This is a genomic window from Azospirillum sp. UENF 111221 (assembly GCF_058780625.1).
Genome location: NZ_JBSNCH010000005.1, coordinates 1638709 through 1665404, shown reverse-complemented (window position 1 = coordinate 1665404; position 26696 = coordinate 1638709). Strand labels below are relative to the sequence as shown.

At 66.4% G+C, this 26696-nt stretch carries 16 protein-coding genes and 1 pseudogene; 7 read left to right on the top strand and 10 right to left on the bottom strand.

Annotated features, from left to right (window positions below; all coding sequences use genetic code 11):
* Positions 1-277 precede the first annotated feature (277 nt).
* The 3 genes and pseudogenes from ACWPN3_RS22440 (at position 278) to ppdK (ending at position 9596) form a co-directional block, all read left to right on the top strand.
* A pseudogene (locus tag ACWPN3_RS22440) lies at positions 278-4031 on the top strand (vitamin B12-dependent ribonucleotide reductase).
* Positions 4032-4286: 255 nt separating this feature from the next.
* Positions 4287-6539 carry a putative bifunctional diguanylate cyclase/phosphodiesterase gene (locus ACWPN3_RS22435; RefSeq protein ID WP_492241221.1) on the top strand — a complete coding sequence of 751 codons (2253 nt, stop codon included), beginning with the start codon at positions 4287-4289 and terminating at the stop codon, positions 6537-6539.
* Between the two features lie 363 nt (positions 6540-6902).
* Entirely contained in the window at positions 6903-9596 is a 2694-nt protein-coding gene (ppdK, locus tag ACWPN3_RS22430) for a pyruvate, phosphate dikinase (protein WP_492241220.1), read from the top strand.
* A 441-nt stretch (positions 9597-10037) separates the two neighbouring features.
* Here the strand turns inward: ppdK and ACWPN3_RS22425 are convergent, their stop codons facing one another.
* From ACWPN3_RS22425 to glgC, 6 genes are all read right to left on the bottom strand, one after another.
* Positions 10038-11105: a helix-turn-helix domain-containing protein gene (locus ACWPN3_RS22425; RefSeq protein WP_492241219.1), complete on the bottom strand. Its 1068-nt coding sequence runs from the start codon at positions 11103-11105 to the stop codon at positions 10038-10040.
* Positions 11106-11732, bottom strand: a complete 627-nt coding sequence (locus ACWPN3_RS22420; RefSeq protein WP_492241218.1) for a hypothetical protein — start codon at positions 11730-11732, stop codon at positions 11106-11108. It abuts the gene before it with no gap.
* A 73-nt stretch (positions 11733-11805) separates the two neighbouring features.
* Positions 11806-12177: an HVO_A0114 family putative DNA-binding protein gene (locus ACWPN3_RS22415; RefSeq protein WP_492241217.1), complete on the bottom strand. Its 372-nt coding sequence runs from the start codon at positions 12175-12177 to the stop codon at positions 11806-11808.
* On the bottom strand, positions 12161-12565 hold the full coding sequence (locus tag ACWPN3_RS22410; protein ID WP_492241216.1) for a toxin-antitoxin system TumE family protein: 405 nt from the start codon (positions 12563-12565) through the stop codon (positions 12161-12163). The genes ACWPN3_RS22415 and ACWPN3_RS22410 overlap by 17 nt, the downstream gene beginning before the upstream one ends.
* A 159-nt stretch (positions 12566-12724) precedes the next feature.
* Positions 12725-14131 (bottom strand): glycogen synthase GlgA, encoded by a 1407-nt coding sequence (gene glgA, locus ACWPN3_RS22405; protein ID WP_492261752.1) that lies wholly within the window; start codon positions 14129-14131, stop codon positions 12725-12727.
* A gap of 201 nt (positions 14132-14332) precedes the next feature.
* Positions 14333-15604: a glucose-1-phosphate adenylyltransferase gene (gene glgC / locus ACWPN3_RS22400; protein ID WP_492241214.1), complete on the bottom strand. Its 1272-nt coding sequence runs from the start codon at positions 15602-15604 to the stop codon at positions 14333-14335.
* Positions 15605-16276: 672 nt separating this feature from the next.
* On the opposite strand from glgC, the gene ACWPN3_RS22395 reads away from it, so the two are divergent.
* The 3 genes from ACWPN3_RS22395 (at position 16277) to ACWPN3_RS22385 (ending at position 19384) form a co-directional block, all read left to right on the top strand.
* A complete protein-coding gene (locus ACWPN3_RS22395) occupies positions 16277-17710 on the top strand; it encodes an ammonium transporter (protein WP_109448590.1) in 1434 nt (477 codons plus the stop codon).
* Positions 17711-17888: 178 nt separating this feature from the next.
* Entirely contained in the window at positions 17889-18746 is an 858-nt protein-coding gene (locus tag ACWPN3_RS22390) for a pirin family protein (RefSeq protein WP_492241213.1), read from the top strand.
* A 95-nt stretch (positions 18747-18841) separates the two neighbouring features.
* On the top strand, positions 18842-19384 hold the full coding sequence (locus ACWPN3_RS22385) for an invasion associated locus B family protein (RefSeq protein ID WP_492261751.1): 543 nt from the start codon (positions 18842-18844) through the stop codon (positions 19382-19384).
* A gap of 54 nt (positions 19385-19438) precedes the next feature.
* Here the strand turns inward: ACWPN3_RS22385 and ACWPN3_RS22380 are convergent.
* Positions 19439-20319, bottom strand: a protein-coding gene (locus tag ACWPN3_RS22380; protein ID WP_492241211.1) for an IS5 family transposase whose coding sequence is annotated in 2 segments (ribosomal slippage) — positions 19439-19942 and positions 19945-20319 — 879 coding nt in all. Because the reading frame shifts where the segments join, the coding sequence is not laid out codon by codon here.
* A gap of 167 nt (positions 20320-20486) precedes the next feature.
* Positions 20487-21536: a catalase family protein gene (locus ACWPN3_RS22375; protein ID WP_492261750.1), complete on the bottom strand. Its 1050-nt coding sequence runs from the start codon at positions 21534-21536 to the stop codon at positions 20487-20489.
* Positions 21537-21979: 443 nt separating this feature from the next.
* Here ACWPN3_RS22375 and ACWPN3_RS22370 point away from each other — a divergent pair, with 443 nt between their 5' ends.
* Positions 21980-25027, top strand: a complete 3048-nt coding sequence (locus ACWPN3_RS22370) for an EAL domain-containing protein (RefSeq protein WP_492241209.1) — start codon at positions 21980-21982, stop codon at positions 25025-25027.
* Positions 25028-25236: 209 nt separating this feature from the next.
* Here the strand turns inward: ACWPN3_RS22370 and ACWPN3_RS22365 are convergent, their stop codons facing one another.
* Together ACWPN3_RS22365 and ACWPN3_RS22360 are read right to left on the bottom strand one after the other, a co-directional pair.
* Positions 25237-25653 (bottom strand): hypothetical protein, encoded by a 417-nt coding sequence (locus ACWPN3_RS22365; RefSeq protein WP_109448598.1) that lies wholly within the window; start codon positions 25651-25653, stop codon positions 25237-25239.
* A 115-nt stretch (positions 25654-25768) separates the two neighbouring features.
* Complete coding sequence (locus ACWPN3_RS22360; RefSeq protein WP_492241208.1) at positions 25769-26683, bottom strand: pseudouridine-5'-phosphate glycosidase; 915 nt, start codon at positions 26681-26683, stop codon at positions 25769-25771.
* Positions 26684-26696: the final 13 nt, after the last annotated feature.

Sequence of the window (26696 nt, the reverse complement as noted above, 5' to 3'; positions counted from 1 at the left end):
GTCAACCACAATATCTAGCAGAGTGGGGCTTGCTTGCCCCGGCTGCGCTGGCTAGGATGCCGCTCACGTGACCCGGCCGGCCTCTAGCGGCGGCCCCGGTCGGCAGCACAGCGGCGACGGCGGACAGCCGGGCATCGAGCCCTCTGTTTGCACGGCGCCATCTGCGTTGCCGGGCCGGACGGCGGATGAAGACCGCCGGCTGCTTCGACGGGATGGGTCGCACCATATTTCCATTTGAGCGCGCCGCGGCGGGCTCCAAGCAAGGGACAGTCTCATCATGCGGATTGAGCGTCGTTTCACGCACGAAGGCCAGGACGCCTACGCCAGCCTCGGTTTCCGCCAGGCGACCAGCGAGATCCGCAACCCGGATGGGACGATCGTCTTCCAGCAGACCGGCATCGAGGTGCCGGACAACTTCTCTCAGGTCGCCAGCGACATCCTGGCCCAGAAGTATTTCCGCAAGGCCGGCGTCCCCGCAGCGCTCCGCGCCGTGGAGGAGAACACCGTCCCGTCCTGGCTGTGGCGCAAGGAGGCGGACCAGGAGAAGCTGGCCGCCCTGCCGAAGGAAAAGCGTTTCGTCGGTGAGCATTCGGCCCGCCAAGTCTTCGACCGTCTGGCCGGCACCTGGACCTATTGGGGCTGGAAAGGCGGCTATTTCGACACCGAGGCCGACGCGCACACCTTCTTCGACGAGATGCGCTTCATGCTGGCCGCCCAGATGGCGGCCCCGAACAGCCCGCAGTGGTTCAACACCGGCCTGCACTGGGCCTATGGCATCGACGGCCCGAGCCAGGGCCACTTCTATGTCGATTTCAGAGACCGGCCTGCTGACCTCGTCCGCCTCGGCCTACGAGCATCCGCAGCCGCATGCCTGCTTCATCCAGTCCGTCGCCGACGATCTGGTGAATGAAGGCGGCATCATGGACCTGTGGGTGCGTGAAGCCCGCCTGTTCAAATACGGCTCGGGCACCGGCTCCAACTTCTCCCGTCTGCGCGGCGAGGGCGAGAAGCTGGCCGGCGGCGGCAAGTCGTCGGGCCTGATGAGCTTCCTGAAGATCGGCGACCGCGCGGCCGGCGCCATCAAGTCGGGCGGCACCACCCGCCGTGCGGCCAAGATGGTCACGGTGGACATGGATCACCCGGACATCGAAGGCTACATCGACTGGAAGGTGAACGAGGAGCAGAAGGTCGCAGCACTCGTGACCGGCTCCAAGATCTGCCAGAAGCACCTGACGTCGGTGATGGCCGCCGCCCAGTCGGGCCTGGACCCGAAGGAAAACAAGGAGCTCAAGAAGGCGATCCTCGCCGCCCGCAAGGATCAGGTGTCTGAGAACTACATCCAGCGCGTGATCCAGTTCGCCGGCCAGGGCTTCACCTCGATCGAGTTCAAGACCTACAACACCGACTGGGATTCGGAAGCCTACCTGACGGTCTCCGGCCAGAACTCCAACAACTCCGTGCGCATCTCCAACGAGTTCGTGCAGGCGGTGCTGGACGATGCCGACTGGAACCTGATCGGCCGCACCAACGGCAAGGTGGTGAAGACCGTCCGTGCCCGCGACCTGTGGGACAAGGTCGGCTACGCCGCCTGGGCCTGCGCCGATCCGGGCGTGCAGTTCGACAGCACCATCAACGAGTGGCACACCTGCCCGGCCTCGGGGCGCATCAACGCCTCGAACCCGTGCTCGGAATACATGTTCCTCGACGACACCGCCTGCAATCTGGCGTCGCTGAACCTGATGTCGTTCCGTCTGAAGGACGGCTCCTTCGACGTCGAGGCGTTCGAGCATGCCTGCCGGCTGTGGACCATCGTGCTGGAAATCTCCGTGCTGATGGCGCAGTTCCCGTCGAAGGAAATCGCCCAGCTCTCCTACGAGTTCCGCACGCTGGGCCTCGGCTTCGCCAACCTCGGCGGCCTGCTGATGGCATCCGGCCTGTCCTACGACTCGGACGAGGGCCGCGCCTACTGCGCCGGCATCTCCGCCGTCATGACCGGCGTCGCCTATGCCACCTCGGCCGAGATGGCGCAGGAGCTGGGCACCTTCCCGGGCTTCGAGGCCAACCGCGACCACATGCTGCGGGTCATCCGCAACCATCGCCGCGCCGCCAACGGCGAGATGAACGGCTATGAGGGCCTTGCGGTCGAGCCGGTGCCCTTCGTCGCCGACCTCTGCCCGGACCAGGAACTGGCGCTCGCCGCCGTCCGCGTGTGGGACGAGGCGCTGGAACTGGGCGAGGCCCACGGCTACCGCAACGCCCAGGCCACCGTGGTCGCCCCGACCGGCACCATCGGTCTGGTGATGGACTGCGACACCACCGGCATCGAGCCCGACTTCGCCCTGGTGAAGTTCAAGAAGCTGGCCGGCGGCGGCTACTTCAAGATCGTCAACCGTCTGGTGCCGGAGGCGCTGAAGACGCTCGGCTACACCCCGGACCAGATCGAAGAGATCGCGCTCTATGCCGTCGGCCACGGCACGCTGAAGAACGCCCCCGGCGTGAACCACGAGTCGCTGAAGGCCAAGGGTTTCACCGCCGAGCTGCTGGAACGGCTCGAGGGCAACCTCGCCACCGCCTTCGACATCAAGTTCGTCTTCAACCGCTGGACCATTGGCGCCGACTTCTGCACCCAGACGCTGGGCATCCCGGCCGAGACGCTGGACGCCCCGGGCTTCGACCTGCTGAGCCACATCGGCTTCACCAAGGCCCAGATCGAGGCGGCCAACACGTTCTGCTGTGGCGCCATGACGCTGGAGGGCGCGCCCTTCCTGAAGGACGAGCATCTGTCGGTGTTCGACTGCGCCAACCCCTGCGGCCGCATCGGCAAGCGCTTCCTGTCCTGGGAATCGCACATCACGATGATGGCGGCGGCGCAGCCCTTCATCTCCGGCGCCATCTCCAAGACCATCAACATGCCGAACACGGCGACGGTCGACGAGTGCAAGGACGCCTACCTGATGTCCTGGCGCCTGGGCCTGAAGGCGAATGCGCTCTACCGCGACGGCTCCAAGCTGAGCCAGCCGCTGCAGGCCGCCCTGCTTGACGACGAGGAAGATGGCGAGGCGGTCGATGCGATGATCGAGGCGCCTGCCGCCGTCCGCGCCCAGATGGTCACCGAGCGCATCGTCGAGAAGGTGATCGAGCGGGTGGTCGAGCGGAAGAGCAGCTCGCGCGAGCGTCTGCCCCACCGCCGCAAGGGCTACACCCAGAAGGCCAATGTCGGCGGCCACAAGGTGTACCTGCGCACCGGCGAGTATGAGGATGGCCGCCTGGGCGAGATCTTCATCGACATGCACAAGGAAGGCGCCGCCTTCCGGTCGCTGATGAACAACTTCGCCATCGCGGTGTCGATCGGCCTGCAGTATGGCGTTCCGCTCGAGGAGTTCGTGGAGGCCTTCACCTTCACGCGCTTCGAGCCGTCGGGCATGGTGACCGGCAACGACACCATCAAGATGGCGACGTCGATCATCGACTACATCTTCCGCGAGATCGCCATCTCCTACCTGAACCGCACCGATCTGGCGCACGCCACGCCGGAGGATCTGGTGCCGTCGACGGTCGGCAGTGGTGACAAGCAGGGCGACCTGCCGGACACCCAGGTGCAGCCGTCCGACATCGTCCGCCGCATCGCCTCCACCGGCTATGTCCGCAACAACCTGCGCGTCCTGCATGGCGGCCAGACGGGCGGTCAGGTCCAGCGTGCCAGCGCCGCAGCGGCCTTCGCCGCCACCGGCACCGATACGGCGGCGGTCAGCGTCACCGCCTCGGCCGGCACTCAGGCGTCCGCCCAGGCGGCCATGTCGGCCAGCCCGGCGGTTGCCGCCGCCACTGTGCAGGGCCATGTCGCGGCCACCGCGGCCACCGGCACGGCCTATGGCGGCAGCACCAGCGACCAGCGCTTCGACCGCATCCGCGAGGCCCGCGCCCGCGGCTATGAGGGCGATCCCTGCGGCGAGTGCGGCAACATGACCCTGGTCCGCAACGGCACCTGCCTGAAGTGCGACAGCTGCGGGTCGACCACCGGCTGCAGCTGATCCCGAGGACGGCGCTCCCCCCGGGGGCGCCATCCGAAGGCCAATGACGATGGGGAGGGAGTGGGAAACCGCTTCCTCCCTTTTTGTTGTGCACGAACGGTTTCAGCGATGGCGGATTAGAACCGTTCTTGTGTGGCTGCAACAAGTTGGCCGAAGCGCGACGAGCCTTGACCGTGCCGCGTGTGTTCATGTTAGCTGACTCTCCCGGGGCGCCGACGCGGCGTTTCCGAAGCATGTCCGGAGGGATCAGGGGTCATGGACTCGGCCGCGACCGCGCTGGACGACCGTCTGCCGTCCGATCGCCTGTTGCGGGCAACCGCCGCGCAATGGAACGCTGCCCTGGTCTGGACATCGGTCGACGGCGCCATCGTCGGTGCCAACCCCGGCTTTGCCCGGCTGACCGGCCTCCACCTGGAGACGCTGGTCGGACGCTCGCTGCCCAGCCTGCTCGATCTCGGCGGACGTGACTGGCAAGCGGTGTGGGACGGTGCGCGGGGGGATCATCCGCCGCCCGGTGCCGGCGCCTTGCGGATCCTCCGCCATGACCCGGTCCCGGTCGATCTGTTCTGGCAGCATCTGACCGATGGGGACGATGAGCTGCTTCTGTGCGAGATGCGCAGCTTCGACGAGCGCGAGCGGGCGGAGGCGGTGGCCCGCCTGCAGCAGAATGTCCTGGAACTGGTGGCGACCGGCCGGTCGCTGAAGCAGGTCCTGGATTTCCTCTGTCGGCAGGTGGAGGCCTGCGCGCCGGACGTCGCCTGCTCGGTGATGCTGCGCGACGACGAGAACCGCATGCGTGTGGCCGCAGCCCCGTCGCTGCCCGCCGGCTACACTGCCAACATCGACGGGCTTCCGATCGAGCCGGACGTCGGCTGCTGCGGCAGCGCGATGAGCGCGGGTGAGGCGGTGATGTCCGTCGATATCGCCGACGATCCGCGCTGGGCCAAGCGTCGCGACATTGCGCTGGCCCATGGGCTGGCCGCCTGCTGGTCCAACCCGATCAAGGGGCGGGACGCCCGCATGCTGGGCAGCTTCGCGCTCTATTACCACCATCCGCGCCCCGTTGCCGCTTTTCACCGCCGGCTGGTGGAAGCCTGCGTTCATCTGTGCGCGCTCGCCATCGAACATGACCGGGCGCGGGCGGAGATCAACCGGCTGGCCTACTTCGACACGCTGACCGGGCTGCCCAACCGCCAGCTTCTGGCCGACCGCGCCACCGCGGCGCTGGCGCTTGCCGGGCGCACCCGGCAGCCGGTGACGCTGATGTTCCTGGACATCGACCGCTTCAAAACCATCAACGACTCGCTGGGGCATGCGGTCGGCGACCGGCTGCTGGTGGAGGTGGCGACCCGGCTGAAGCACTTGTTCATCGAGGGCGACACGCTGGCCCGGCTGGGCGGCGACGAGTTCGTGGCGTTGCTGCCGGGCTGTGACGCGGCACATGCCTCGCTGCTGGCCGAGCGGGTGCTTGCCGCCCTGGCGGTGCCGGTGACGGTGGCCGATCTGACGCTGACCCCGACCGCCAGCATCGGCATCGCCGTGCATCCCGACGACGGCATGGATTTCGACACGCTGCTGCGCCAGGCCGACGCGGCGATGTACCGGGCCAAGCAGGCGGGCCGCAACCGCTGCCACTTCTTCCGCCGCGACATGAACGAGCAGGCGGTCCGCCGGCTGGAGATGGAGGCGGCTCTGCGCGAGGCGCTGGATCGCCAGGAGGCGGGCTGTCCGGAGGACGAGGCACCGTTCGAACTGTATTACCAGCCCCAGTTGCGGTTGAAGCCGAACTGCCTGCACCGGGTGGAGGCGCTGATCCGCTGGACCCACCCGCGCTGGGGAGCGGTGTCGCCGGCGGAGTTCGTGCCGCTGGCCGAGGAGTGCGGGCTGATCGACCGGCTGGACAGCTGGGTGTTGCAGACATCGGTGGCGCAGCTCGGCCGCTGGCGCGCGGCGGGGGTGCCGGTGCCAGGGCTGGCGGTGAACGTCTCCGCCGTCCGCTTCGCCCGCGGCGACCTGCCGGATCAGGTCCGCGCCGCGCTGGCCACCAACGGCATCCCGGCCAACGATCTGACGCTGGAGATCACCGAACGGCTGATGATGACGGAGGAGATCGGCGTCCATGACGCGCTGGACGCCCTGCACGCGCTGGGCGTCACCCTGTCCATTGACGATTTCGGCACCGGCTATTCGTCCTTGAGCTATCTGAAGCGTTTTCCGGTCGGCGAACTCAAGATCGACCGCAGCTTCGTCAAGGAACTGGACATCGACGCCGCCAACCGCCCCCTGGTCCGCGCCATCGTCCAGATCGGCGAGGCGCTGGGCCTGACCGTCGTCGCGGAGGGGGTGGAGCGCGAAGCCCAGCACCGCATGCTGGAGGCGGAAGGCTGCGCCATCGGCCAGGGTTATCTGTTCGCCCGGCCGATGCCGTCGGCGGCGCTCGTGAGCTGGCTGGCGGGGGAGGGCAAGCACTGGGTCGAATGTCCGGCCGACGCTTGCTTCAGCATCTGAAACATTTGCATGGGAAATGGTCCCGTTTTTCTTTGGATTTACGGGGTACTTCGGGCGCAATTCACCATTCGAATCGGTATTATGCGGATCCGCCGGAGTAATGGCGATGCAGGCGAGGATCTGGGCAATACGATATAGCCGCAACGCTCCTTTGCCGGTGAAGCGCAGGTCATCCTGTTCTAGACCACGCGACTGTCTTGTGTCCCAACGTTTGGGGCGATAGAAGGTCCACTCAGCGGCATGTGCGGTCAAGCAAACTGACCACGGGGTTTCGCCCGGCGGATTTCCGCAGGGTGGAACGGTCGTTGGAGACAAGGGGAGCACCCACATGCCGGACGACCATGGGGCGAGAGGAAATCCGCGATGGCGAGCCAGGGTGAATCCAAGTGGGTCTACAGCTTCGGGGCCGGTGCCACCGAAGGACGGGCCGATATGAAGAACCTGCTGGGCGGCAAGGGCGCCAATCTGGCCGAGATGGCCAATCTTGGCCTGCCCGTTCCGCCGGGCTTCACGATCACCACCGAGCTGTGCACCTATTTCTACGCCAACGGACGCTCCTATCCGCCGGAGCTGACGACGCAGGTGAACGCCGCCATCGCGCGGCTGGAACAGGCGATGGACGCCAAGTTCGGCGATCAGGCCAACCCGCTGCTGGTGTCGGTCCGTTCCGGCGCCCGCGCGTCGATGCCGGGCATGATGGACACCGTCCTGAACCTGGGCCTGAACGACGCGACCGCCGCCGGCCTCGCCAAGCGGTCGGGCGACGGCCGCTTCGCCTACGACAGCTACCGCCGCTTCATCCAGATGTACTCCAACGTCGTGCTCGACGTTGAGCATCACCATTTCGAGGACATCCTCGACAACCACAAGCGCGACAAGTCCTACAACCTCGACACCGACCTGTCGGCCGAGGATTGGCAGGCGGTGATCGAGGACTACAAGAAGGCGGTCGAGCGCGAGCTGGGCCGTCCCTTCCCGCAGGACGTGCAGGAGCAGCTATGGGGCGCCATCGGCGCCGTCTTCGGCTCCTGGATGAACGCCCGCGCCATCACCTACCGCAAGCTGCACGACATTCCGGCCGACTGGGGCACCGCGGTCAACGTGCAGTGCATGGTCTTCGGCAACATGGGCAACGACTGCGCCACCGGCGTGGCCTTCACCCGCAACCCGTCGACCGGCGAGAACGCCTTCTACGGCGAGTATCTGGTCAATGCCCAGGGCGAGGACGTCGTCGCCGGCATCCGCACGCCGCAGCACCTGACCGTCGCCGGCAAGATCGCCAACAAGTCCGACCTCCCCGCCATGGAGGAGGTGATGCCGGAGGTGTTCAACCAGCTGAACGAGGTCCGCCTCAAGCTGGAGAAGCACTACCGCGACATGCAGGACATCGAGTTCACGGTCCAGCAGAACAAGCTGTTCATGCTGCAGACCCGCAACGGCAAGCGCACCGCCCCGGCGGCGCTGAAGATCGCCGTCGATCTGGCGAACGAGGGCGTCATCGACCAGAACGAGGCGGTCCGCCGCATCGATCCGGCCTCGCTCGACCAGCTGCTGCACCCGACGCTGGACCCCAAGGCCGACCGCAAGATCATCGCCAAGGGCCTGCCGGCCTCCCCCGGTGCCGCCTCGGGCAAGGTGGTCTTCACCGCCGACGAGGCTGAGCAGATGGCCGGCAAGGGCGAGTCGGTGATCCTCTGCCGCATCGAGACCTCGCCCGAGGACATCCACGGCATGCATGCCGCCCGCGGCATCCTGACCAGCCGCGGCGGCATGACCAGCCACGCGGCGGTGGTGGCCCGCGGCATGGGCCGTGCCTGCGTGTCGGGCGCCGGCGACCTGCGCATCGACTACAAGACCAAGCAGATGTCGGTCCGCGGCGTCGCCGTCAAGGAAGGCGACATCCTGACCATCGACGGCTCCACCGGCGAGGTGATGCTGGGCGAGGTTCCGACGATCCAGCCGGAGCTGTCGGGCGACTTCGCCACCCTGATGGGCTGGGCCGACAAGATCCGCCGGATGAAGATCCGCGCCAACGCCGAGACCCCGCTGGACGCCCGCACCGCGCGGAAGTTCGGCGCCGAGGGCATCGGCCTGTCGCGCACCGAGCACATGTTCTTCGACCCGGAGCGCATCCTGGCCGTCCGCGAGATGATCCTGGCGGAGGACGAGGCCGGCCGCCGCAAGGCGCTCGCCAAGCTGGAGCCCTTCCAGAAGAAGGACTTCGTCGATCTGTTCACGATCATGACCGGCCTGCCGGTGACGATCCGCCTGCTCGACCCGCCGCTGCACGAGTTCCTGCCGAACACCGAAGAGGACATGGCGGAGGTCGCCGAGGCCACCGGCACCGATCCGCTGCGGGTGCGCCACCGCACCATCCAGCTGCATGAAGCGAACCCGATGCTGGGCCATCGCGGCTGCCGTCTGGGCATCTCGTACCCCGAGATCTACGAGATGCAGGCCCGCGCCATCTTCGCCGCCGCCGCCGAGGTCGCCAAGACCACCGGCGAGGCCGTCATTCCCGAAGTGATGATCCCGCTGATCATCACGAAGAAGGAGTTCGACATCCTCAAGGCGGTGATCGACCGCGCCGCCGAGCAAGTGAAGGCCGAGACCGGTGTCGCGGTGGAGTATCTGACCGGCACGATGATCGAGATCCCGCGCGCGGCCCTGAAGGCCGGCGAGATCGCCGAATCGGCCGAGTTCTTCAGCTACGGCACCAACGACCTGACCCAGACCACGCTGGGCCTGTCGCGCGACGACGCCGGCAGCTTCCTGCCGGAGTACCAGCGCCAGGGCATCCTGGAGCAGGACCCGTTCCAGTCGCTGGACGTCACCGGCGTCGGCGAACTGGTGGAGATCGCCACCGAGCGCGGCCGCAAGGTCCGTCCGGACATCAAGCTCGGCATCTGCGGCGAGCATGGCGGCGACCCGGCCTCGATCTCCTTCTGCGAGAAGGTCGGTCTGACCTATGTCTCCTGCTCGCCCTACCGCGTGCCGATCGCCCGTCTGGCGGCGGCGCAGGCGGCGCTGAACAGCGACACGGTCAAGCGCGACTGAGCCGAACCGGGTAGCTGAAACGACGACGGCCCTCTTCCCGCAAGGGAAGGGGGCCGTTTCGTTTTGGGGGCGGAGTGGGGCGGGTGGAACAGCGTGGAACAGGTTTCGGGGGAGTGTTCACTGTTCCACGCGGGGCCGCCGGGCATGGGCGGCGGCGGTCGGATGGAACGTTTGGAACAGGTTGGAACGGTTTTCCGTGGGCTGTTCACTGTTCCATCCGGCGGAGCAGGTGCGCGGAAGGACGGGCGCAAGGGGGCGTGGCACCGTTCGCGATGCATGCAGGACACTCCTCGGGCAGCTGAGGCTTATAGTCCTATCATGAATGGCGGTCGGCGGTAAGGGGAGCCTGGAAAAGGCGTGCGTGACGTGCGGTCTGCTGCGGCGATGGGGCTGGCCGTTCGTTGGGTACATCCAGTTCTTGAGTGAGCTTGCAACACAACGTTACGCTTGCGACAGCATGCGCCCCGCTGGCCTTTGTCTTGGGCCAGTCATATTTGCTATAAGCCCTTCCAATTCATCAATGGGCAAGCGCAGTTCCTTAGCTACGTCATCCTTAGTAACGCGCTCTGCCCAAAGGGAGGAGAAGACCTGCCTCCATATCATGGAATATTCGCGTTCTATACCTACGGGTTCTCCAGATCTATATCCCCTCTTGCTCAGATCTATGCACAGCGACCTGTACTGATGCTCCGTAGAAACTATTCCCATCTTCCAGAGGCGGTATAGAAGAGCGAAAGCGGAAACCTTCCACCTTCCTTTGCCAGCAATGATGTTTGCGCTCGTAATAGGTCTGGTCATTTTTGCGCTGACATCATTAGGCGGCATGAGAAAAGCAGCCGCGAATGCGTCCGCTTCGCGTTCGAGTAGCCTTTCTCCTCGCAAGTCACCTTTGCAATGAATTAGCAAATGTCCAAGCTCATGAGCGCAGTCAAATATGCTGCTCTCTGCAGTCTTGAAGTTGTTGAGGAATATATACGGCTTGCCATCTCTCCAAAATGAGAAAGCATTGACGTTCGCGGTGTCTTCGCTGAGCGAGAGAACCCTAACGCCTTTACTTTCTAGGAGCCCGATCATGTTCCCGATAGGGCGTTCCCCAATTTGCCAATACTGCCGTATTTCAATGGCAGCTTTTTCTGGGTCTGCTTGGTAGCTAAGATCGGGTAAGTCTGGGCGTGGTAGATCAAAGCGTTTCTCTGTCCACGCCGTCAACTGAAGACCGAGTTGCCCAGCCGAAGTGGCCGCGGCCTTTTCCGCAGCACTCATTTTTGAGAAGCTACGAAAACTGACGCCCGCCTCGTCGAGATCTATGGGATCCTCTCCATAGAAGAATTCAGTCGGGTAGCTAAGCGCCGCCGCGAGCTTGCTTACCGTATTATCTTCCGGCGGACGGTATCCCTTTTCAATACGCGACAAAGTATCCGCCGAAATTCCGGCAGTACTTGCAAGCTCTTTCCCAGTCATTCGGCGGCGCATGCGTGCCAAGCTGAGCCGTTTTGGATTAAAGACCATCTACACTACTTTTCTGGAGATCGAAGGAACCATGTCAACAGCATCGCCGCCATCGCTCGGCTTTACAAGCTTCTCACCGTCATCTTCGCCATTCGAGATGAAGTTACGCTCTACGCACGGACCAAAGGTGCGATTTTCAACGGTCGGGCGAGAAAGCTCAATACGACCATCAGGATCAACCATGCAGTAAAATAAGGGTATCCCGTTATTGCTCTGTTGCTTTGTATATGTTGGCAAATCGCCAAAAAGATTGCCTTGGCACAACCTTTCCGTTCCGGATCCTTTTCCGGAAATTGGTTGAGGAGAGTGATTTATGTCGCAGCAACGATCAACGTTTGCAAACGCAACCCTCACCCCAACACTCATATTTACAATTGCCTCAACCCCGCCGGGGCGTTCTCGTTTCCAATCGTTTCCAACAAATTCATTTCTGAGGCACCAAACTCCATCCTGATACGCATGAGTGCCGGGAGCATTTGCTGCGTGATCTTCTGTGGAATTATTAGCTCTTGCCAGTTGGGCAACGTCGCGGATGCGTCTCAATCCGGACGAGGTGAGTCCGAGATGCTGCAAACGCGGCTCAACTTCCCAAGGATCTCTACGCACTATCGTCTGAATGTAGGCCACGGAACACCTCGCGTCGATTTTTCAGACCACGATCGTGGTCTGAAAAATCGACGTTGTCAACCGAAGCCGCCCTCTACTCCGCCGCCACTGCCATTGGCACCACACGGCAAGTCCCCCGCACCAGATCGACGTCGATCTCCGCCGCGACCAGTTCCGGCCGGATGCTCATGCCGTCGCGGACCAGTCGCACCAGACTATGCTTCGCCAAGTCTTGCAGAGCTCGTGAGACATTCGGCTGGGCGCGGTCGGCGAGTTGGGCCAGGCGGGAGACCGTCTCCGGGCGTTCGGTGGCGATCAGGTGCATCAATGCCCGGTTGGCTGGGGTCAGCACGCCGAGAAGGCCGGAGACCGCCTCGCCATCCGTCACCGACCGTACCGGGGGAACCGGGCGGGTACCCTGGGCGACCGCCAGCATCTCGTCGCGCACATCATGCAAGGTCCGCATCGCCAATCCCTCCGTCGTCGTCATCCTCGGTGTCCTCCAGCGCGATGGTCAGCGCAACGCCCGCCGTCCGGCAGGCGCGCTCCGTGGCCGCGAAGAAATCGCTCAGCAGTGCGTCCGCTCCGGTGAAGGCGTAGGGAACCGGATCGGCCACACGGCCATAACGGTGCTCATGGTCGAAGCGGGTTTCCCGGCCGACTCCATGCGCGTTGTCGAAGCCCATCAGGCGGGTGCCGTCCACATCGTGCAGGGTCAGCGAATAGCGCATGCCGTGGGGCTTCTCCGCGGTGACCGGCGTTCGCCAGAGGCGAAACCGCAGGCTCCACCCATTCTCCAGCCAGTAGCGCCGCCGGTGATATCCGAGAAGGCGCTCAACCGCTTCATCAACCATATATCTCTCACCGATATATGCTTCAATATGGCATCATTGTATATCGCAAAATGATATAAGCCAGGGTCGGATTACAGGCGCAGTGCTGGTCTCGGGCGTCATCGACGGAACCGCCTTTCGTGGGCGATCCCCAGGCAAACGGGTGGCGAGCCGGCCCGCCTACCGCCCCCCAAGCCCCCGATAAAGCTCCATGTACTCCTCCGCCGGCCCATGCCAGCCGAAGTCCCGCGTCATGGCGCGGCGCTGCATCGCCTGCCAGCGGTCGGGCTTGCGGTAGACGCTCATCGCCCGGCGCAACGCCCAGACCAGTTCCTGGCCGGTCGCGTTGACGAACTGGAAGCCCGTCGCGCTGCCGTCGGCGCTGGCGGCCGGGTTGGCGTCGATCACCGTGTCGGCGAGGCCGCCGGTGCGGCGGACCAGCGGCAGGGTGCCGTATTTCAGGGCGTAGAGCTGGGTCAGGCCGCAGGGCTCCGAGCGCGACGGCACCAGGAACAGGTCGGATCCGGCCTGGATGCGGTGGGACAGCGGCTCGTCATAGCCGATGCGGACGCCAATGGACTGCGGATGCCACTGGGCCAACTGGCGGAAACCGGCCTCGCTGGAGGCGTCGCCGCTGCCCAGAACCACCAGTTGGCCGCCCCAGGACACCCATTGGCCCGCCGCCTCCAGAACCAGATCGAGGCCCTTGTGCCAGGTCAGGCGGCTGACCACGGCGGCCAGCGGGGCGTCGGCGCGGCGGTCCAGGCCGAAGGCGGATTGCAGGTCGGCCTTGCAGGCGTCCTTTCCGCCGAGGTCGTCGGGGGTGTAGCGGGCGGGCAGATGCGGGTCGGTCGCCGGGTCCCACACCGCGTAATCGACGCCGTTCAGGATGCCGGTCAGCACGTCGGAGCGGGTGGCGAGCAGCCCTTGCAGGCCTGTGCCGTGCTCCGCCGTCTGGATCTCGTTGGCGTAGGTCGGGCTGACCGTGGTCAGGCGGTCGGCATAGAAGCAACCGGCCTTCAGGAAGCTGATGTTGCCGTAATATTCGACGCCGTCGACGCGGAAGCTGGAGGAGGGCAGGCCGAGGTCGCCCATCATCCAGGGGCCGAACAGGCCCTGATAGGCGATGTTGTGGATGGTCAGCACCGTGCCGGGCCGGAAGGGGCCGGCGAAACGGTCGGGGCGCAGGGTCAGATAGGCGGGGATCAGCGCCGCCTGCCAGTCATGGCCGTGCAGGATGTCGGGACGCCACCAGGGATCGTAGGATTTCTCCGCGGCGAAGCCAGCGGCGACCCAGGCGAGTGCTGCGAAGCGCAGGGCGTTGTCGGCCCAGTCCTTGCCGTCCGGCCCGAGATAGGGGTTGCCGGGACGGTCGTACAGCGACGGCGCCTTCAGCGCATAGGCGAGAACCCCGTCGGCGGTGCGGCCGATGCACAGCTGGGCGCGGTCGCAGCCGGGCAGGTCGGTGATCAGGTCGCCGACCTCGTGCAGGTTCTGCAAACTGTTCAGGACGGCGGGATAGCCCGGCAGCAGCAGGCGGACATCGGCACCGGCGGCGTTCAGGGCCGGCGGCAGGGCGGCGGACACGTCGGCCAGCCCCCCGTCTTGACCATCGGGTAGCATTCGGACGTGACGTAGAGGACGCGCATCGGGAAGGCACTCGGCGATAGGCGGGAGGGGTGAAAGGCGGGAGGGTGTGGACATGGTATAGCGCCGATGCGGGTCCGGTGGGGAGCCGGACCGCATCGGCGCGGGCCATGGGGCGGGGGAGGGCGGCGAAATGCCGCCCTACTCCTTCGGCAGCTTCTCGATCATCTCGCGGGTGATCAGGACGACGCCGCCCTCGCTGCGGTGGAAGCGCTTGGCGTCCAGCTCCGCGTCCTCGCCGACGACGAGGCCGTTGGGGATGCTAACGCCGCGGTCGATCACCACCTTCTTCAGGCGGCAATGGCGGCCGATGTCGCATTCCGGCAGGACCACCGCCTCGTGCAGCTCGCTGTAGGAGTTGACGCGGACCGAGCTGAACAGCAGCGAGCGGCGCACGGTGGAGCCGGAGATGATGCAGCCGCCCGACACCAGGCTGTCGATCGCCGTGCCGCGCCGGTTCTCGTCGTCGAAGACGAACTTGGCGGGGGGGAGCTGTTCCTGATAGGTGAAGATCGGCCAGTCGCGGTTGTACATGTTCAACTGCGGCGTGACGTGGCAGAGGTCGAGGTTGGCCTCCCAATAGGCGTCGATGGTGCCGACGTCTCGCCAGTAGGGGGCGTCGTCCGGCGCGTCGATGATGGCGCTGTCGGCATAATCGTGGGCAATGATTCGCGCCCCGGTCTTCACCAGATGCGGGATGATGTCCTTGCCGAAATCGCGGCTGGAGCCGGGGGTGGCGACATCGCGCTCCAGCTGGTCGTAGAGGAACTGGGCGTTGAAGACATAGATGCCCATGCTGGCCAGCGCCATGTCGGGACGGCCGGGCATCGGCGGCGGGTCGGCCGGCTTCTCGACGAAGTCGATGATGCGGCGCTCCTCGTCGATGTGCATCACGCCGAAGCCGCTCGCCTGTTCGCGCGGGACCGCGATGCAGGGGACGGTGACGTCGGCCTTGCGGTCGATGTGGTCGAGTAGCAGCGCGCCGTAATCCATCTTGTAGATGTGGTCGCCGGCCAGGATCAGGACATATTCCGGCTCGTGGTCGCGCAGGATGTCGAGGTTCTGGTACACGGCGTCGGCGGTGCCCTGGTACCACTCCGTCTCGCTGACGCGCTGCTGCGCCGGCAGCAGGTCGCAGAACTCGTTCATCTCGCCGCGGAAGACGTTCCAGCCGCGCTGGAGATGGCGCAGAAGGCTGTGAGACTTGTACTGCGTCAGCACGCCGATGCGGCGGAAGCCGGAGTTGACGCAATTGGACAGCGCGAAGTCGATGATGCGGTACTTGCCGCCGAAATAAGTCGCCGGCTTGGCCCGCCGGTCGGTCAGTTGCTTCAGACGGCTTCCGCGTCCCCCGGCCAGCACCAGCGCCACCGCACGTCGCGGTGCGAGGCGCAGATCCCGTTTGTCGAGCATGGCCGTTACCCCCTTTGCCTTATTCTTGCGGCCGCTCGGCTGCGGCCAATCCATATGGAGGCGTTGACGGTGCCACATCTCGCCGCCATGTCCAATAGGCGCGGCGGACGGTTGGCATCGGCTTACCCGCCGCACCGGCTCCTCTCGGTCCTAGGAGGAAAGGGGAGCTTATGCGCCACTCCTCCGAACGGACTGGGCGGAAGGGATAGAGTGGCGGATTGCCGCCGCCGCGATGCCGCCGCAATGGGCGGCTTTCGGGCCATGTCCTGCTCAAATTTTCATCATCTGCCGGAATGGCAGCCAGAATGCCGGGCAGACACGGGCTCGAAACGGGCTGCCGGCCCTGCCGTTCGGTCGGAAGCCCGGAATTTGCGGCGAAATGTCGGTTCCGAAATCTGCCTGTTTCCTGTGCAAACACCGGGTGCGACTCGTAGGAGGGTGCCCGTTCGGATGTCCCGGCCCGGGACAACCCTGACGATTCCAAGCCGTTTTCGACTGGCACGCTTCTTGTAACGCTGGAAGCGTCCTTGGTCCCGTCCGCCGCCCCGTCTTTGCCGGGGACGGGGCGACCGGGACGGGGTCGCCCCAGTGCGGTGGCTTGAGCGCGGAACACCTCCGGTGCCGCGCCGGCCGTAAGGGGGTGGGAGCGATTTTGGAGAAAGAGGAGCCTCGATGAACCGTCTGTTCCTTATGGCCGCACCGATGATGGCGGTTGCTCTGGGCGCGGTCGGCATGCCGGCCGCAGCCCTTGCCCAGGATCCGGCGGCTGCCGCCGCTGCCGCGGCTGCGGCTGCCGCCGCTGCTGCCGCGCCGGCGGCTCCGGCGCTGAATGGCGGCGACACCGCCTGGATGCTCATCTCCACCGCGCTGGTGCTGATGATGACCATCCCCGGCCTGGCGCTGTTCTACGGCGGCATGGTCCGCAAGATGAACGTGCTGGCGACGGTGATGCAGAGCTTCGCCATCACCTGCCTGATCAGCGTCCTGTGGTACGTGATCGGCTACAGCCTGGCCTTCACCGGCACCGGTGCCTATGTCGGCGGTCTCGACCGGCTGTTCCTCAACGGGCTCGACTTCTCGAAGGCCTTCGTGCTGGGCGAGGCGACGGGCTCGGGCGTCGCGACGACGATCCCCGAGCCGGTCTTCATGATGTTCCAGATGACCTTCGCGATCATCACCCCGGCCCTGATCACCGGCGCCTTCGCCGACCGCATGAAGTTCTCCTCCCTGCTGGTCTTCACCGCGCTGTGGTCGATCGTGGTCTATGCGCCGATCGCCCACTGGGTCTGGTACCCGTCGGGCTTCCTGTTCGGCCTGGGCGTGCTGGACTTCGCCGGCGGCACGGTCGTGCACATCAACGCTGGCGTCGCCGGCCTGGTCGCAGCGCTGGTGATCGGCAAGCGCAAGGGCTACCCGAAGGAAGCCTTCATGCCGCACAACCTGGTGCTGTCGCTGATCGGCGCCTCGCTGCTGTGGGTTGGTTGGTTCGGCTTCAACGCCGGTTCGGCCCTGACCGCCGGTCCGCGTGCCGGCATGGCGCTGGCCGCCACGCACATCGCCACCGCCGGTGCCGCCATGGGCTGGCTGTTCGCAGAGTGGATCGTCAAGGGCAAGCCGTCGATCCTCGGCATCATCTCCGGCGCCGTCGCCGGCTTGGTCGCGGTGACCCCGGCCGCCGGCTTCGTCGACCCGACGGGCGCCATCGTCATCGGCATCGTCGCCGGCGTGGTCTGCTTCTGGTCGGCCACCAGCCTCAAGCACATGCTGGGCTATGACGACAGCCTGGACGCCTTCGGCGTGCACGGCGTCGGCGGCCTGATCGGCGCCATCCTGACCGGCGTCTTCGCCAAGATGTCGGTGTCCAACAGCGAAGGCGGCTTCGCCTCCGTCCTCCAGGCCGACCCGAAGGCCACGCTGGGCCTGCTGGAAGGCAATGCCGCCGCCGTCTGGATCCAGGTCCAGGGCGTCCTCTACACCATGGTCTGGTGCGCCGTCGCCACCTTCGTCCTGCTGAAGGTCGTCGATGTGGTCATGGGCCTGCGCGTCGAGGAAGATGTGGAGCGCGACGGTCTCGACCTCGCCCTGCATGGCGAGAGCATCCACTAAGAACATCCCTTTCCCACGGGTCTCTCGCGAAAAGGCCGCCGGTTTTCCGGCGGCCTTTTTTCGTGTCCGATTGTTGCGCGGAGCGGAACGCTGTGGCGCGGGCGGGCCGGCTTCACGGCGGGGCCGCGAGGGACTACCTGTGGTGCATCGTCATTGTATCCGCTCAGGAGTTGCCGCCATGTCCGCCAAGCCAGCCGCCCCCGGTGTCCGTCCGGTGCTCGCCGCCGTGGAGGGCATGGCCACCTCCGACGGTGCCGGGGTCAGCATGACCCGCATGCTGGGCAGCCCCCGCCTGCGCACGCTCGACCCCTTCCTGATGCTGGACCTGTTCGGGTCCGACCAGCCGACCGATTATCTGGCGGGATTCCCCGACCATCCCCACCGCGGGTTCGAGACGGTGACCTACATGCTGGCCGGCCGCATGCGCCATGCCGACAACCACGGGCACGAGGGCGTGATCGAGACCGGCGGCGTGCAGTGGATGACCGCCGGCCGCGGCCTGATCCATTCGGAGATGCCGGAGCAAACCGAAGGGCTGATGCGCGGCTTCCAGCTGTGGATCAACCTGCCGGCCCGGTTGAAGATGACGGAGCCGCGCTATCAGGAATTCCCGGCCGCCTCCATCCCGGTGGAACGGCGCGAGGACGGGGCGACCGTCACCGTCATCGCCGGCGACACCGCCCGCGGCACGGCGGGACCGGTGCGGGCCGAGGCGACCGACGCCCGCTATTTCGACGTGGCGCTGCCGCCGTCGGTGGCCTTCGCCGAGCCGCTGCCGGCCGGGCACACCGCCTTCCTGGTTCTGTTCGAGGGCACGCTGGCTGTCGGGGGCGACGCTCCGCTTTCCGGGCCGCGGGTGATCGTGCTGGGCGACGGCGAGCGGGTGGAGGCGGTCGCCGGGGCCGACGGCGCGCGCTTCCTGCTGCTGGCCGGCGAGCCCATCGGCGAGCCCATCGCCTGGGGCGGCCCCTTCGTCATGAACACGCGGGAAGAGGTGATGCAGGCCTTCCGCGACTTCGAGGAAGGCCGCATCTGATCCCTGGTGCGCGGCATCTCGTTCCTTGCACCCCCGCCACCGCCGGTTATCATGGCGCATTCCGTGTTAACACGAACGATGGCGGGGACGGGGCGATGCGTGCAAAGGGGCTGTTGGGTGGGGTCAAGGCGGCGGTCGCCTCGGCGCTGCTGGCCGTGACGATGATCGTAGCCCCGATGACGGCCAAGCCCGCCGCCGCGGTGGACGTCTCCAAGGCCGCAGCGGATTTCGGGCCGGAGGGCGCCTGGACCAACCAGTGCGACATCGACCGGATGACCGACAGCAAAACCTGCCGGCTGATGATCTACCGCCTGTTCGACGACGGGAAGGATGTCGGCTTCATCGCGCTCAGCATCATCCCGACCGGCAACGACTTCCACCTGTTCCTGACCACCAGCCAGGGGCTGATCGACCGCTGCGCCATCCGCGTCGACCGCCAGCCGCGCATCGAATCGCATGTGGCGACGCTGAACATGTGCATGTTCCCGAACTTCGTGTCCGGCCGCGTCGCCGACCAGTTCCGCAACGGCTCGACCATCCTGGTCCGCGTCAACTCCCGCCTGGGCAAGCGCGACATCGATTTTCCGCTGAACGGCTTCTCCCGCACCTTCGAGGAGATGCAGCGCAGCCTGCAGTGAGGGTGATGCACAGGGAGATTTCTCGGGTGATCCACCCTGTGCATCCCCCTCACCCTAGGTCCTGTCTGACGGCCTACTGACGCGCAGGCATCGCTGGATCATGGCGAGCCTGATGAAGGTCATGTAGTTGACGGCAAGCTTGTCATGTCGCGTGGCAACGGATCGGCATCCTTTGAGCCATCCGATGCCACGCTCGACGACGTTTCGTCGCCGGTATGCCTCCCGATCGAACCGAGGCGGCCTGCCGCGGTGGGTTCGCCTGCGTTCGTCCTTGCGCATGGCAATGACCGGTTCGATGTGGCGGCGTCGCAGGTACTGACGAAAGCGATTGGCGCTGTAGCCCTTGTCGCCAGCCAGCTTTCGAGGCTTGGTGCGTCGGCGCCCTCGGCGGGTGGGCAAGCTGACCGCCTCCAAGGCGGCGACGGCGAAGGAGATTTCCTGAAGCTGACCTGCGCTCAGCACGGCGGCCAGCGGCAGGCCGTTGCCATCGGTCACCAAATGGATTTTGGTCCCGAAGCCCCCGCGGGAGCGGCCGAGTGCGTGGTCGGCCGGCTCGTCCGAGCCCCCCTTTTTCCGCCCCCAGCCGCCGAGCGACTGGCCCGGATGCTGGTGCCGTCGATGCACCAGAGGTCCACATCGATCCGACCATCCGCATCAAGCTGCAAGCGCAGCCGGTCGAGGATCCGCTCGAACAGCCCGTCGCAACGCCATCGCACAAAGCGTTCGTAGATCGTCTGCCAGGGGCCGTAGCGTTCGGGAATGTCCCGCCATTGGGCGCCGGTGTTCAGCTTCCACATCAGCCCATCAACCACTTGACGGTGATCCCGCCACACACCGCCACCTCGCGGATTCGACCGCGGCATCAAATCCGCGATCCGATCCCACTGCGCATCGCTCAGTTCGTAGCGTCGCAGCCCTGTCGCATCGTAAGCCATCAAACTGACCTTGGGCTCTAAACCACAACGTCAATAGGCTCGTCAGACAGGACCTAACCCTCTCCCCGGGGGAGAGGGGATTGTGCGCCTACCCCGGCAGCCGGTAGCCCGCCGCCGGCTCGTGCATCGGGCAGCCGTTCCGTTCCATGCGGAATTCGGCGGAGCGGTCATAGGCGAGGCGCCGGGCGCGCATGATCGAGCCCAGCGGCCGGTGCGCCGCCAGCCCATGCCAGGGGCTGAAGGACAGCCGGTCGTCGCCGGCACGCGACCGTTCCTCGCTCCAGGCCGTCTGCGGCGGCACGGTGATGCGGGCGATGGTGCGGTAGGGGCTCGAGATCCTCCGGCCACACCACGCTGGCATCCTCCACCGGCATGCGTTCCTCGTCGGTGCGCAGCTGGGCGCGCAGCTCCCAGACGGCCTCGTGGTCGCGGAAGAACTCCGTCACCGCCTCGCGGATGCCGTTCGGCTTGCCGCTGAGGTCCAGCGGCGCGTTCTCCAGCGCGGTCAGGTTCGGCGAGACCGGCACGATCGACAGCTTGGCGATGTGATCGCCATGGCGCAATGCCGCCTGGCTGTAGAAGGTTTCGCCCAGGATGTGGGTTTCCGGGTGGCCGCCCAGCGTCTTCAGCGTCGCGCTTTCGCCGCCGAAGGCCTCCACCACCCGTTCGGCGACGCGCAGGCCGGCCGACAATACCTTCTTCGCGGTTTCCGCCCGGTCGGTGGTGGCGGCCAGCAGCTTCAGCGTCGACAGGAACTGCTTGGCATCGGGGGCCGAGAAGGCGGGGGCGTTGGCCATGACGAAATCCTGCGTGGCCTCACCCTCCGACCCCGGCAGCCGCTCGCCGGAAACGCCCAGCACCTTCACCGCCAGACCGCGCGGGGTCGAGACGCTGTCGGGCAGGATGTCGCCCGGCGTCGTCGACAGCCGCAGGATCGCCGGATAGCTCTCCGCCTTCGCGAACAGTCCCTGGGCCAGTTCGGCCGGCAGGTCGTCCAGCACATCCAGCCGGCCGATCAGCAGCCCGTGGCTCTTGGCATGGACGCTGCGGTTGGCATGGCCGCTGTCCTCGAAGGTCTTGGCGCTGATCGACAGCATCGTCTCCGCCAGATCGTTGAAGACCTGCGCTTCATCGGGACCCGGATTTTCGACCGACGGCGTATAGGCCAGGGGCCTGGCAGTGCGCCGGGGGGTGGGCTGGGTGGAGGCAGCGGACACGGGCGGGGCTCCCGAAGAGGAGGAAAGGGCGGGGTGCAGCCAGGACAACAGCCGCGCACTGTCCTCTGTTCCGCAACGACGCGGCGGTGCTCTCCTGCGGCGCCAGCGCGAGAAGGCCGCCGGCAAGGATCCGCGATATCCTGGGCGGCTGTTGTGCATGTGCGAGAAGAGCGGGCACCCATCGCGGTTTGCGCTGCAAAACGAGAGGGCGGGATGCGCAAATAATAGATTGCGCCTGAAGCGCGAGGATTCTGTAACTTCTCCAATCTTCTATGGAAAATTAACCATGAATACGGGGGAAGTCCTTAGCAAAAGACTCTGGCGCCGAAATGACTGCGCTGCATATCCTTTTGTCAGGAAAGGCCAAACCTCTCTACGTCTCCTGCGGCTGCGCGACATGCGGCCATCGGGGGGCGGCCGGACAAGCGAGCGAAGGGTGTCTCATGACCGGACGGAGCGTCATCTGGTCCTCCATATGGACGCGCGGCAGTGTCCTGCTGCTGGGGCTGCTTGTGCTGGCGACGCTGTCGGTGCCGGCGGGCGGGCGGGCGACGCCGCCCAACCGGACGGTGCTGGTCCTGCACTCCTACCACCAGGGCTATGAGTGGACCGACGGACAGGCTGACGGCATCTCGGAAATGCTGGCGTCGGCGGCGCCCAATGCGCTGGCGATCCCCTACTACCTGGACTGGAAGCGCTTCCCCGACTCCGCCGGGATCGAGCGGCTGCGGGCGCTGATCGCCTATCGCCATCCGAAGGGCACCGTCGACGCCATCGTCTCCACCGACGATGCCGCGCTGTCCTTCGGCCTGGACTTGCGGAACGAGATTTACGGGCCGGTGCCGATGGTGCATGGCGGCGTGCTGCCGATTTCGGCGCGGCGGCTGACCGAGCATGAGGCCAACGTCGTCGGCATCGACGAGGCCAAGGACATCGAGGGCACCGTGCGCATGGCGATGGCCGCCAATCCGCGGCTGCAACGCCTGTTCATCCTGCACGACGACACCGAGACCGGCCTGGGGCTGGATGACGAGATCGAGGCGCTGGTCGCCGCCGGCCGCTTCCCCGCCGGGGTGGAGCGGCAGGTGCTGCCGGCGCTACCCTTCGCCCGGCTGGAGGAGCGGCTGGCTGCCCTGCCGCCGGACAGCGCGGTGCTGCTGGGCACCTATGCCACCGACCCGGAAGGCCTGATCCTGCCGCCCGAGCAGTTCCTGGAACTGATGAGCGAAAAGAGCAGCGCGCCGATCTACGGCTTGCAGGAATTCCTGCTGGGCCACGGCATCGCCGGCGGCAGCCTGCTGAGCGGGCAGGAGCATGGCCGTGCGGTCGGTCGGCTGGCTGCCGCCCTGGTGAACGGCGTGCCGGTCGCCACCCTGGCGATGGAGCGGCGCCAGTCGGTCATCCGGGCCGCCGACTACAGCCAGATGCAGCGCTATGGGATCGATCCCGCGCGGCTGATGCCGCTCGACCGGCTGGTCGACAAGCCCTTCTCCTTCATGGAGACCTACCGCTGGCTGGTGGTGACGGTCGGCGGCGTGCTGCTGCTGCTGTTCGGCATGGTTCTGGTGCTGTCCGTCACGCTGCGCAGCCGGCGGAAGGCTGAGGCGGCGTTGCAGCGGAGCAACGAGGCGCTGACCGAGTCGCGCCGGCAGTTGCAGGCCAAGGTCGTCGAGCTGACCGCCAGCCAGGATGCGCTGCGCGAACGCGGGCGATGGATGCGGCTGGTGGCGGAGGCATCGCGCGACATCATCTGGACCTGGGACATCGTCAACGACGTCCGCGTCCTGTCCGGCCGGGTCGAGGAGCTGCTGGGCGTCGATGCCGCCAGCATCGATTCCCGTGCGGCCTGGTTCGACCGCATCCATCCGGAAGACCGGCCGCTGGCGGAGGAGGCGCTGCAACGCCACCTGTCGGGCGAACTGCCGGAATACCGGGTGGAATACCGGGTCCGCCATCGTGACGGCAATTACCTGTGGCTCTACGCCACCGGCAAGATCCTGTTCGATGGGGACGGGCAGGGCGGGACAGGAGGGCGGGGGAAGCCGGTGATGATGGGCGGCTCCTACACCGACATCACCGCGCAGAAGCGGCAGCAGGCATGGCTGGACCATCTGGCCCATTACGATTCCCTGACCGGCCTGCCCAACCGGCTGACGCTGGAACAGCATGTCGACCGGCTGATCGCCGAGACCAAGGCATCCGGCAAAGCCGGGCCGCTGGCGCTGCTGTTCCTCGACATGGACAATTTCAAGTTCATCAACGACGGCTTCGGCCACAAGGCCGGCGACGAGCTGCTGATGATGCTGGGGCTGCGCATCCGCAAGGGTGCGGGGGACGGGCTGTTCATCGCGCGGCTGGGCGGCGACGAGTTCGTGGTGGTGGTCCAGGGTGGCGAGGCCGGCGATCCGGCGGAGGTGGCGCAGCGGCTGGAACAGGCGTTCGCCGCCCCCTTCCTGGTCGAGGGGCAGCATTTCTTCGTGACATGCAGCGTCGGCATCGCCCGCTATCCCTGGGATGGCCGCTGCTTCGACGATCTGTTGCAGAATGCCGACACCGCCATGTACCGGGCCAAGGACAGCGGACGCGGGCGCATCTGCACCTTCACCGCCGACATGAACCTCAAGGTGGTGGAGCGCATGCGGCTGCTCAGCCGGGCCCGGCTGGCCTTCGACCGCCAGGCCTTCACCGTGCATTACCAGCCGCAGGTGGCGACGCGCGACGGCCGGGTCCGCGGTTTCGAGGCGCTGATCCGCTGGACCGACCAGGAACTGGGGCCGGTGTCGCCCGACCGCTTCATTCCGGTCTGCGAGGATTCCGGCCTGATCGTTCCGCTCGGCCTGTGGGTGCTGGAAACCGCCTGCATCGAGGCGGCCGGGCTGGCCTGCCGCGGGGCCGGCGACGTGACGATGAGCGTCAACATGTCGGCGGTCCAACTGGCCCAGCATGATTTCGTGCCGCGGGTTCTGGAGATCCTGGACCGCACCGGCCTGCCGGCGAACCGGCTGGAGCTGGAAATCACCGAGTCGCAGATGATCGGCTCGCTCGATTCCGCCATCGGCAAGCTGAACGCGCTGCGCAAGGCCGGCATCCACATCGCGCTGGACGATTTCGGCACCGGCTATTCGTCGCTGACCTATCTGCGGACGCTGCCGATCAACACGCTGAAGCTGGACAAGGCCTTCATCGACGACGTCCACCGCCGGCCCGATGCGCGCAGCATGGTGTCGTCCATCTCGCGCATCGCCCACGATCTGCGGCACAGCGTAGTGGCGGAGGGAGTCGAAGAGGCGGCCCAGTGGGAGGTGCTGTCGCTGATGGGCTGCGACCTGATCCAGGGCTATTTCGTCAGCCGCCCGCTGCCGGCCGACCGCATCGACGCCTTCCTGGCCGCCTGGGAGGACCGGCGGGCCGGCCTGCCGGTGATCCGCGACGATGTGGTGGTCGGCTTGCCCACCCAAGGGGCGAACCGGCCGTCCCTGCCGGTTTCGTAGGGGCCGGTTTCGTAGGGCCCGATTTCGTAGGGCCCGATTTCGTAGGGTTGGAATAGCGGCCCAGGGACTGCGGAATTCGCCAAGCTTCGACGGTTTGCATCCCTCTTCGGCTTGCGGGACCGTCGGCTTTCGGTGCAAACGCGAAACGCCCCGCAGGCTGCCTGCGGGGCGTTTTGAACGCGGGGCTTTTTGGACCGGAGGCGCCGGGCTCAGTGCCGCGTGCGGGCCGGGGTGATGTAGACGCCGTCCCAATCGACGCCGAACAGGGCGTCGTCGCCGGCCTCTTCGACCAGATCGTCATATTCGTGGGCCTCGATCAGCCCGAAGATCGAGGCGGTGCCGGAGGCGTCCAGGTCGCAGGTCACGACATGGCCGCCGACCTCGACGGAGGTGAAGAACACTTCCGGCAGCTCCATGCTGTCCAGGTCGGCGGTAACGGCGGCTTCGATCTCGTGGATGGAGCGGGCCGACAGCGACACGCGCAGCTTGGCCGCCTGGGAGGCCCAGACGATGCGCTTGACGTGCGCGGGCTCCTTCATCTCCGCGACGCCCGGCGCCTCGTCGCCTTGGCCGGCCATCGCAATCATCCGGGAAACCAGGGTCGAGGTGCTGCTGGGTGCGCGCATGAAAGCCTCCGCTCGTTCGATGACGACAGATTTGCGCGCAGGCGGTTAACGGGGTCTTAAGCCGGTACCGGGGCTAAAGCCTTACCACCGGGGGAGTAGTCCTATCCTATCGGTTTTAGCGGCCGGCGAGTGCGGCGGCGACCCCCGCCGCGACCCGCGCGTTGTTGCGGATCAGCGCGATGTTGGCGGTCAGGCTGCGCCCGCCGGTAATCGCCTCCAGCGCCGCCAGCAGGTGAGGGGTGATGTCCTTCCCCTTGATTCGCCTGGCATCCGCGTCGGCCAGCGCCTGGGCGACCGCCGCCTCCATCGCGTCGGCGTCGAGTTCGTCGGCTGCCGGGATCGGGTTGGCGAGCAGCACGCCGCCCTCCAGGCCGAGCTGCCATTTCGTCCGCAGGATTTCCGCCACCTCCTGCACGTTGTCACAGCGATGATCGACGGAGAGGCCGCTGCGGCGGCTGTAGAAGGCGGGAAATTCCTCGGTGCCGAAGCCCAGGACCGGCACGCCGCGGGTTTCCAGCAGCTCCAGCGTCTTGGGCAGGTCGAGAATCGACTTGGCCCCGGCGCAGACGACGCAGACCGAGGTGCGGGCCAGCTCGTCGAGGTCGGCGGAAATGTCAAAGCTGGTCTCCGCCCCGCGATGGACGCCGCCGATGCCGCCGGTGGCGAAGACCGGGATGCCGGCCAGCCGCGCCCCGATCATCGTCGCCGCCACCGTGGTGGCGCCGAGCGCCCTGGTCGCCAGGGCGACGGGCAGGTCGCGGCGGCTCAGCTTGCGCGCGGCATGGCCGGCGGTCGCCAGCCGCTCCAGCGCCTCGTCGTCCAGCCCGATTCGGATGCGCCCGTCCATCACCGCGATGGTGGCGGGGAGGGCGCCTGCGGCCCGCACCTCCGCCTCCAGCGCGCGGGCGGTCTCCAGATTGCGCGGATAGGGCATGCCGTGGGAGATCACCGTCGATTCCAGCGCCACCACCGGGTGCCCCGTGGCGAGCGCGTCGGCGATTTCGGGGGTCGGCAGCAGGATCGGGTGCATGCGCTGGGTCTCC

Excerpts from the sequence above, each read along its gene's own strand:
- ACWPN3_RS22435 (WP_492241221.1), top strand. The coding sequence starts at position 4,287 with ATGGACTCGGCCGCGACCGCGCTGGACGACCGTCTGCCGTCCGATCGC.
- ppdK (WP_492241220.1), top strand. The coding sequence starts at position 6,903 with ATGGCGAGCCAGGGTGAATCCAAGTGGGTCTACAGCTTCGGGGCCGGT.
- ACWPN3_RS22425 (WP_492241219.1), bottom strand. The coding sequence starts at position 11,105 with ATGGTCTTTAATCCAAAACGGCTCAGCTTGGCACGCATGCGCCGCCGA.
- ACWPN3_RS22415 (WP_492241217.1), bottom strand. The coding sequence starts at position 12,177 with ATGCGGACCTTGCATGATGTGCGCGACGAGATGCTGGCGGTCGCCCAG.
- ACWPN3_RS22410 (WP_492241216.1), bottom strand. The coding sequence starts at position 12,565 with ATGGTTGATGAAGCGGTTGAGCGCCTTCTCGGATATCACCGGCGGCGC.
- glgC (WP_492241214.1), bottom strand. The coding sequence starts at position 15,604 with ATGCTCGACAAACGGGATCTGCGCCTCGCACCGCGACGTGCGGTGGCG.
- ACWPN3_RS22395 (WP_109448590.1), top strand. The coding sequence starts at position 16,277 with ATGAACCGTCTGTTCCTTATGGCCGCACCGATGATGGCGGTTGCTCTG.
- ACWPN3_RS22390 (WP_492241213.1), top strand. The coding sequence starts at position 17,889 with ATGTCCGCCAAGCCAGCCGCCCCCGGTGTCCGTCCGGTGCTCGCCGCC.
- ACWPN3_RS22385 (WP_492261751.1), top strand. The coding sequence starts at position 18,842 with ATGCGTGCAAAGGGGCTGTTGGGTGGGGTCAAGGCGGCGGTCGCCTCG.
- ACWPN3_RS22370 (WP_492241209.1), top strand. The coding sequence starts at position 21,980 with ATGACCGGACGGAGCGTCATCTGGTCCTCCATATGGACGCGCGGCAGT.
- ACWPN3_RS22365 (WP_109448598.1), bottom strand. The coding sequence starts at position 25,653 with ATGCGCGCACCCAGCAGCACCTCGACCCTGGTTTCCCGGATGATTGCG.
- ACWPN3_RS22360 (WP_492241208.1), bottom strand. The coding sequence starts at position 26,683 with ATGCACCCGATCCTGCTGCCGACCCCCGAAATCGCCGACGCGCTCGCC.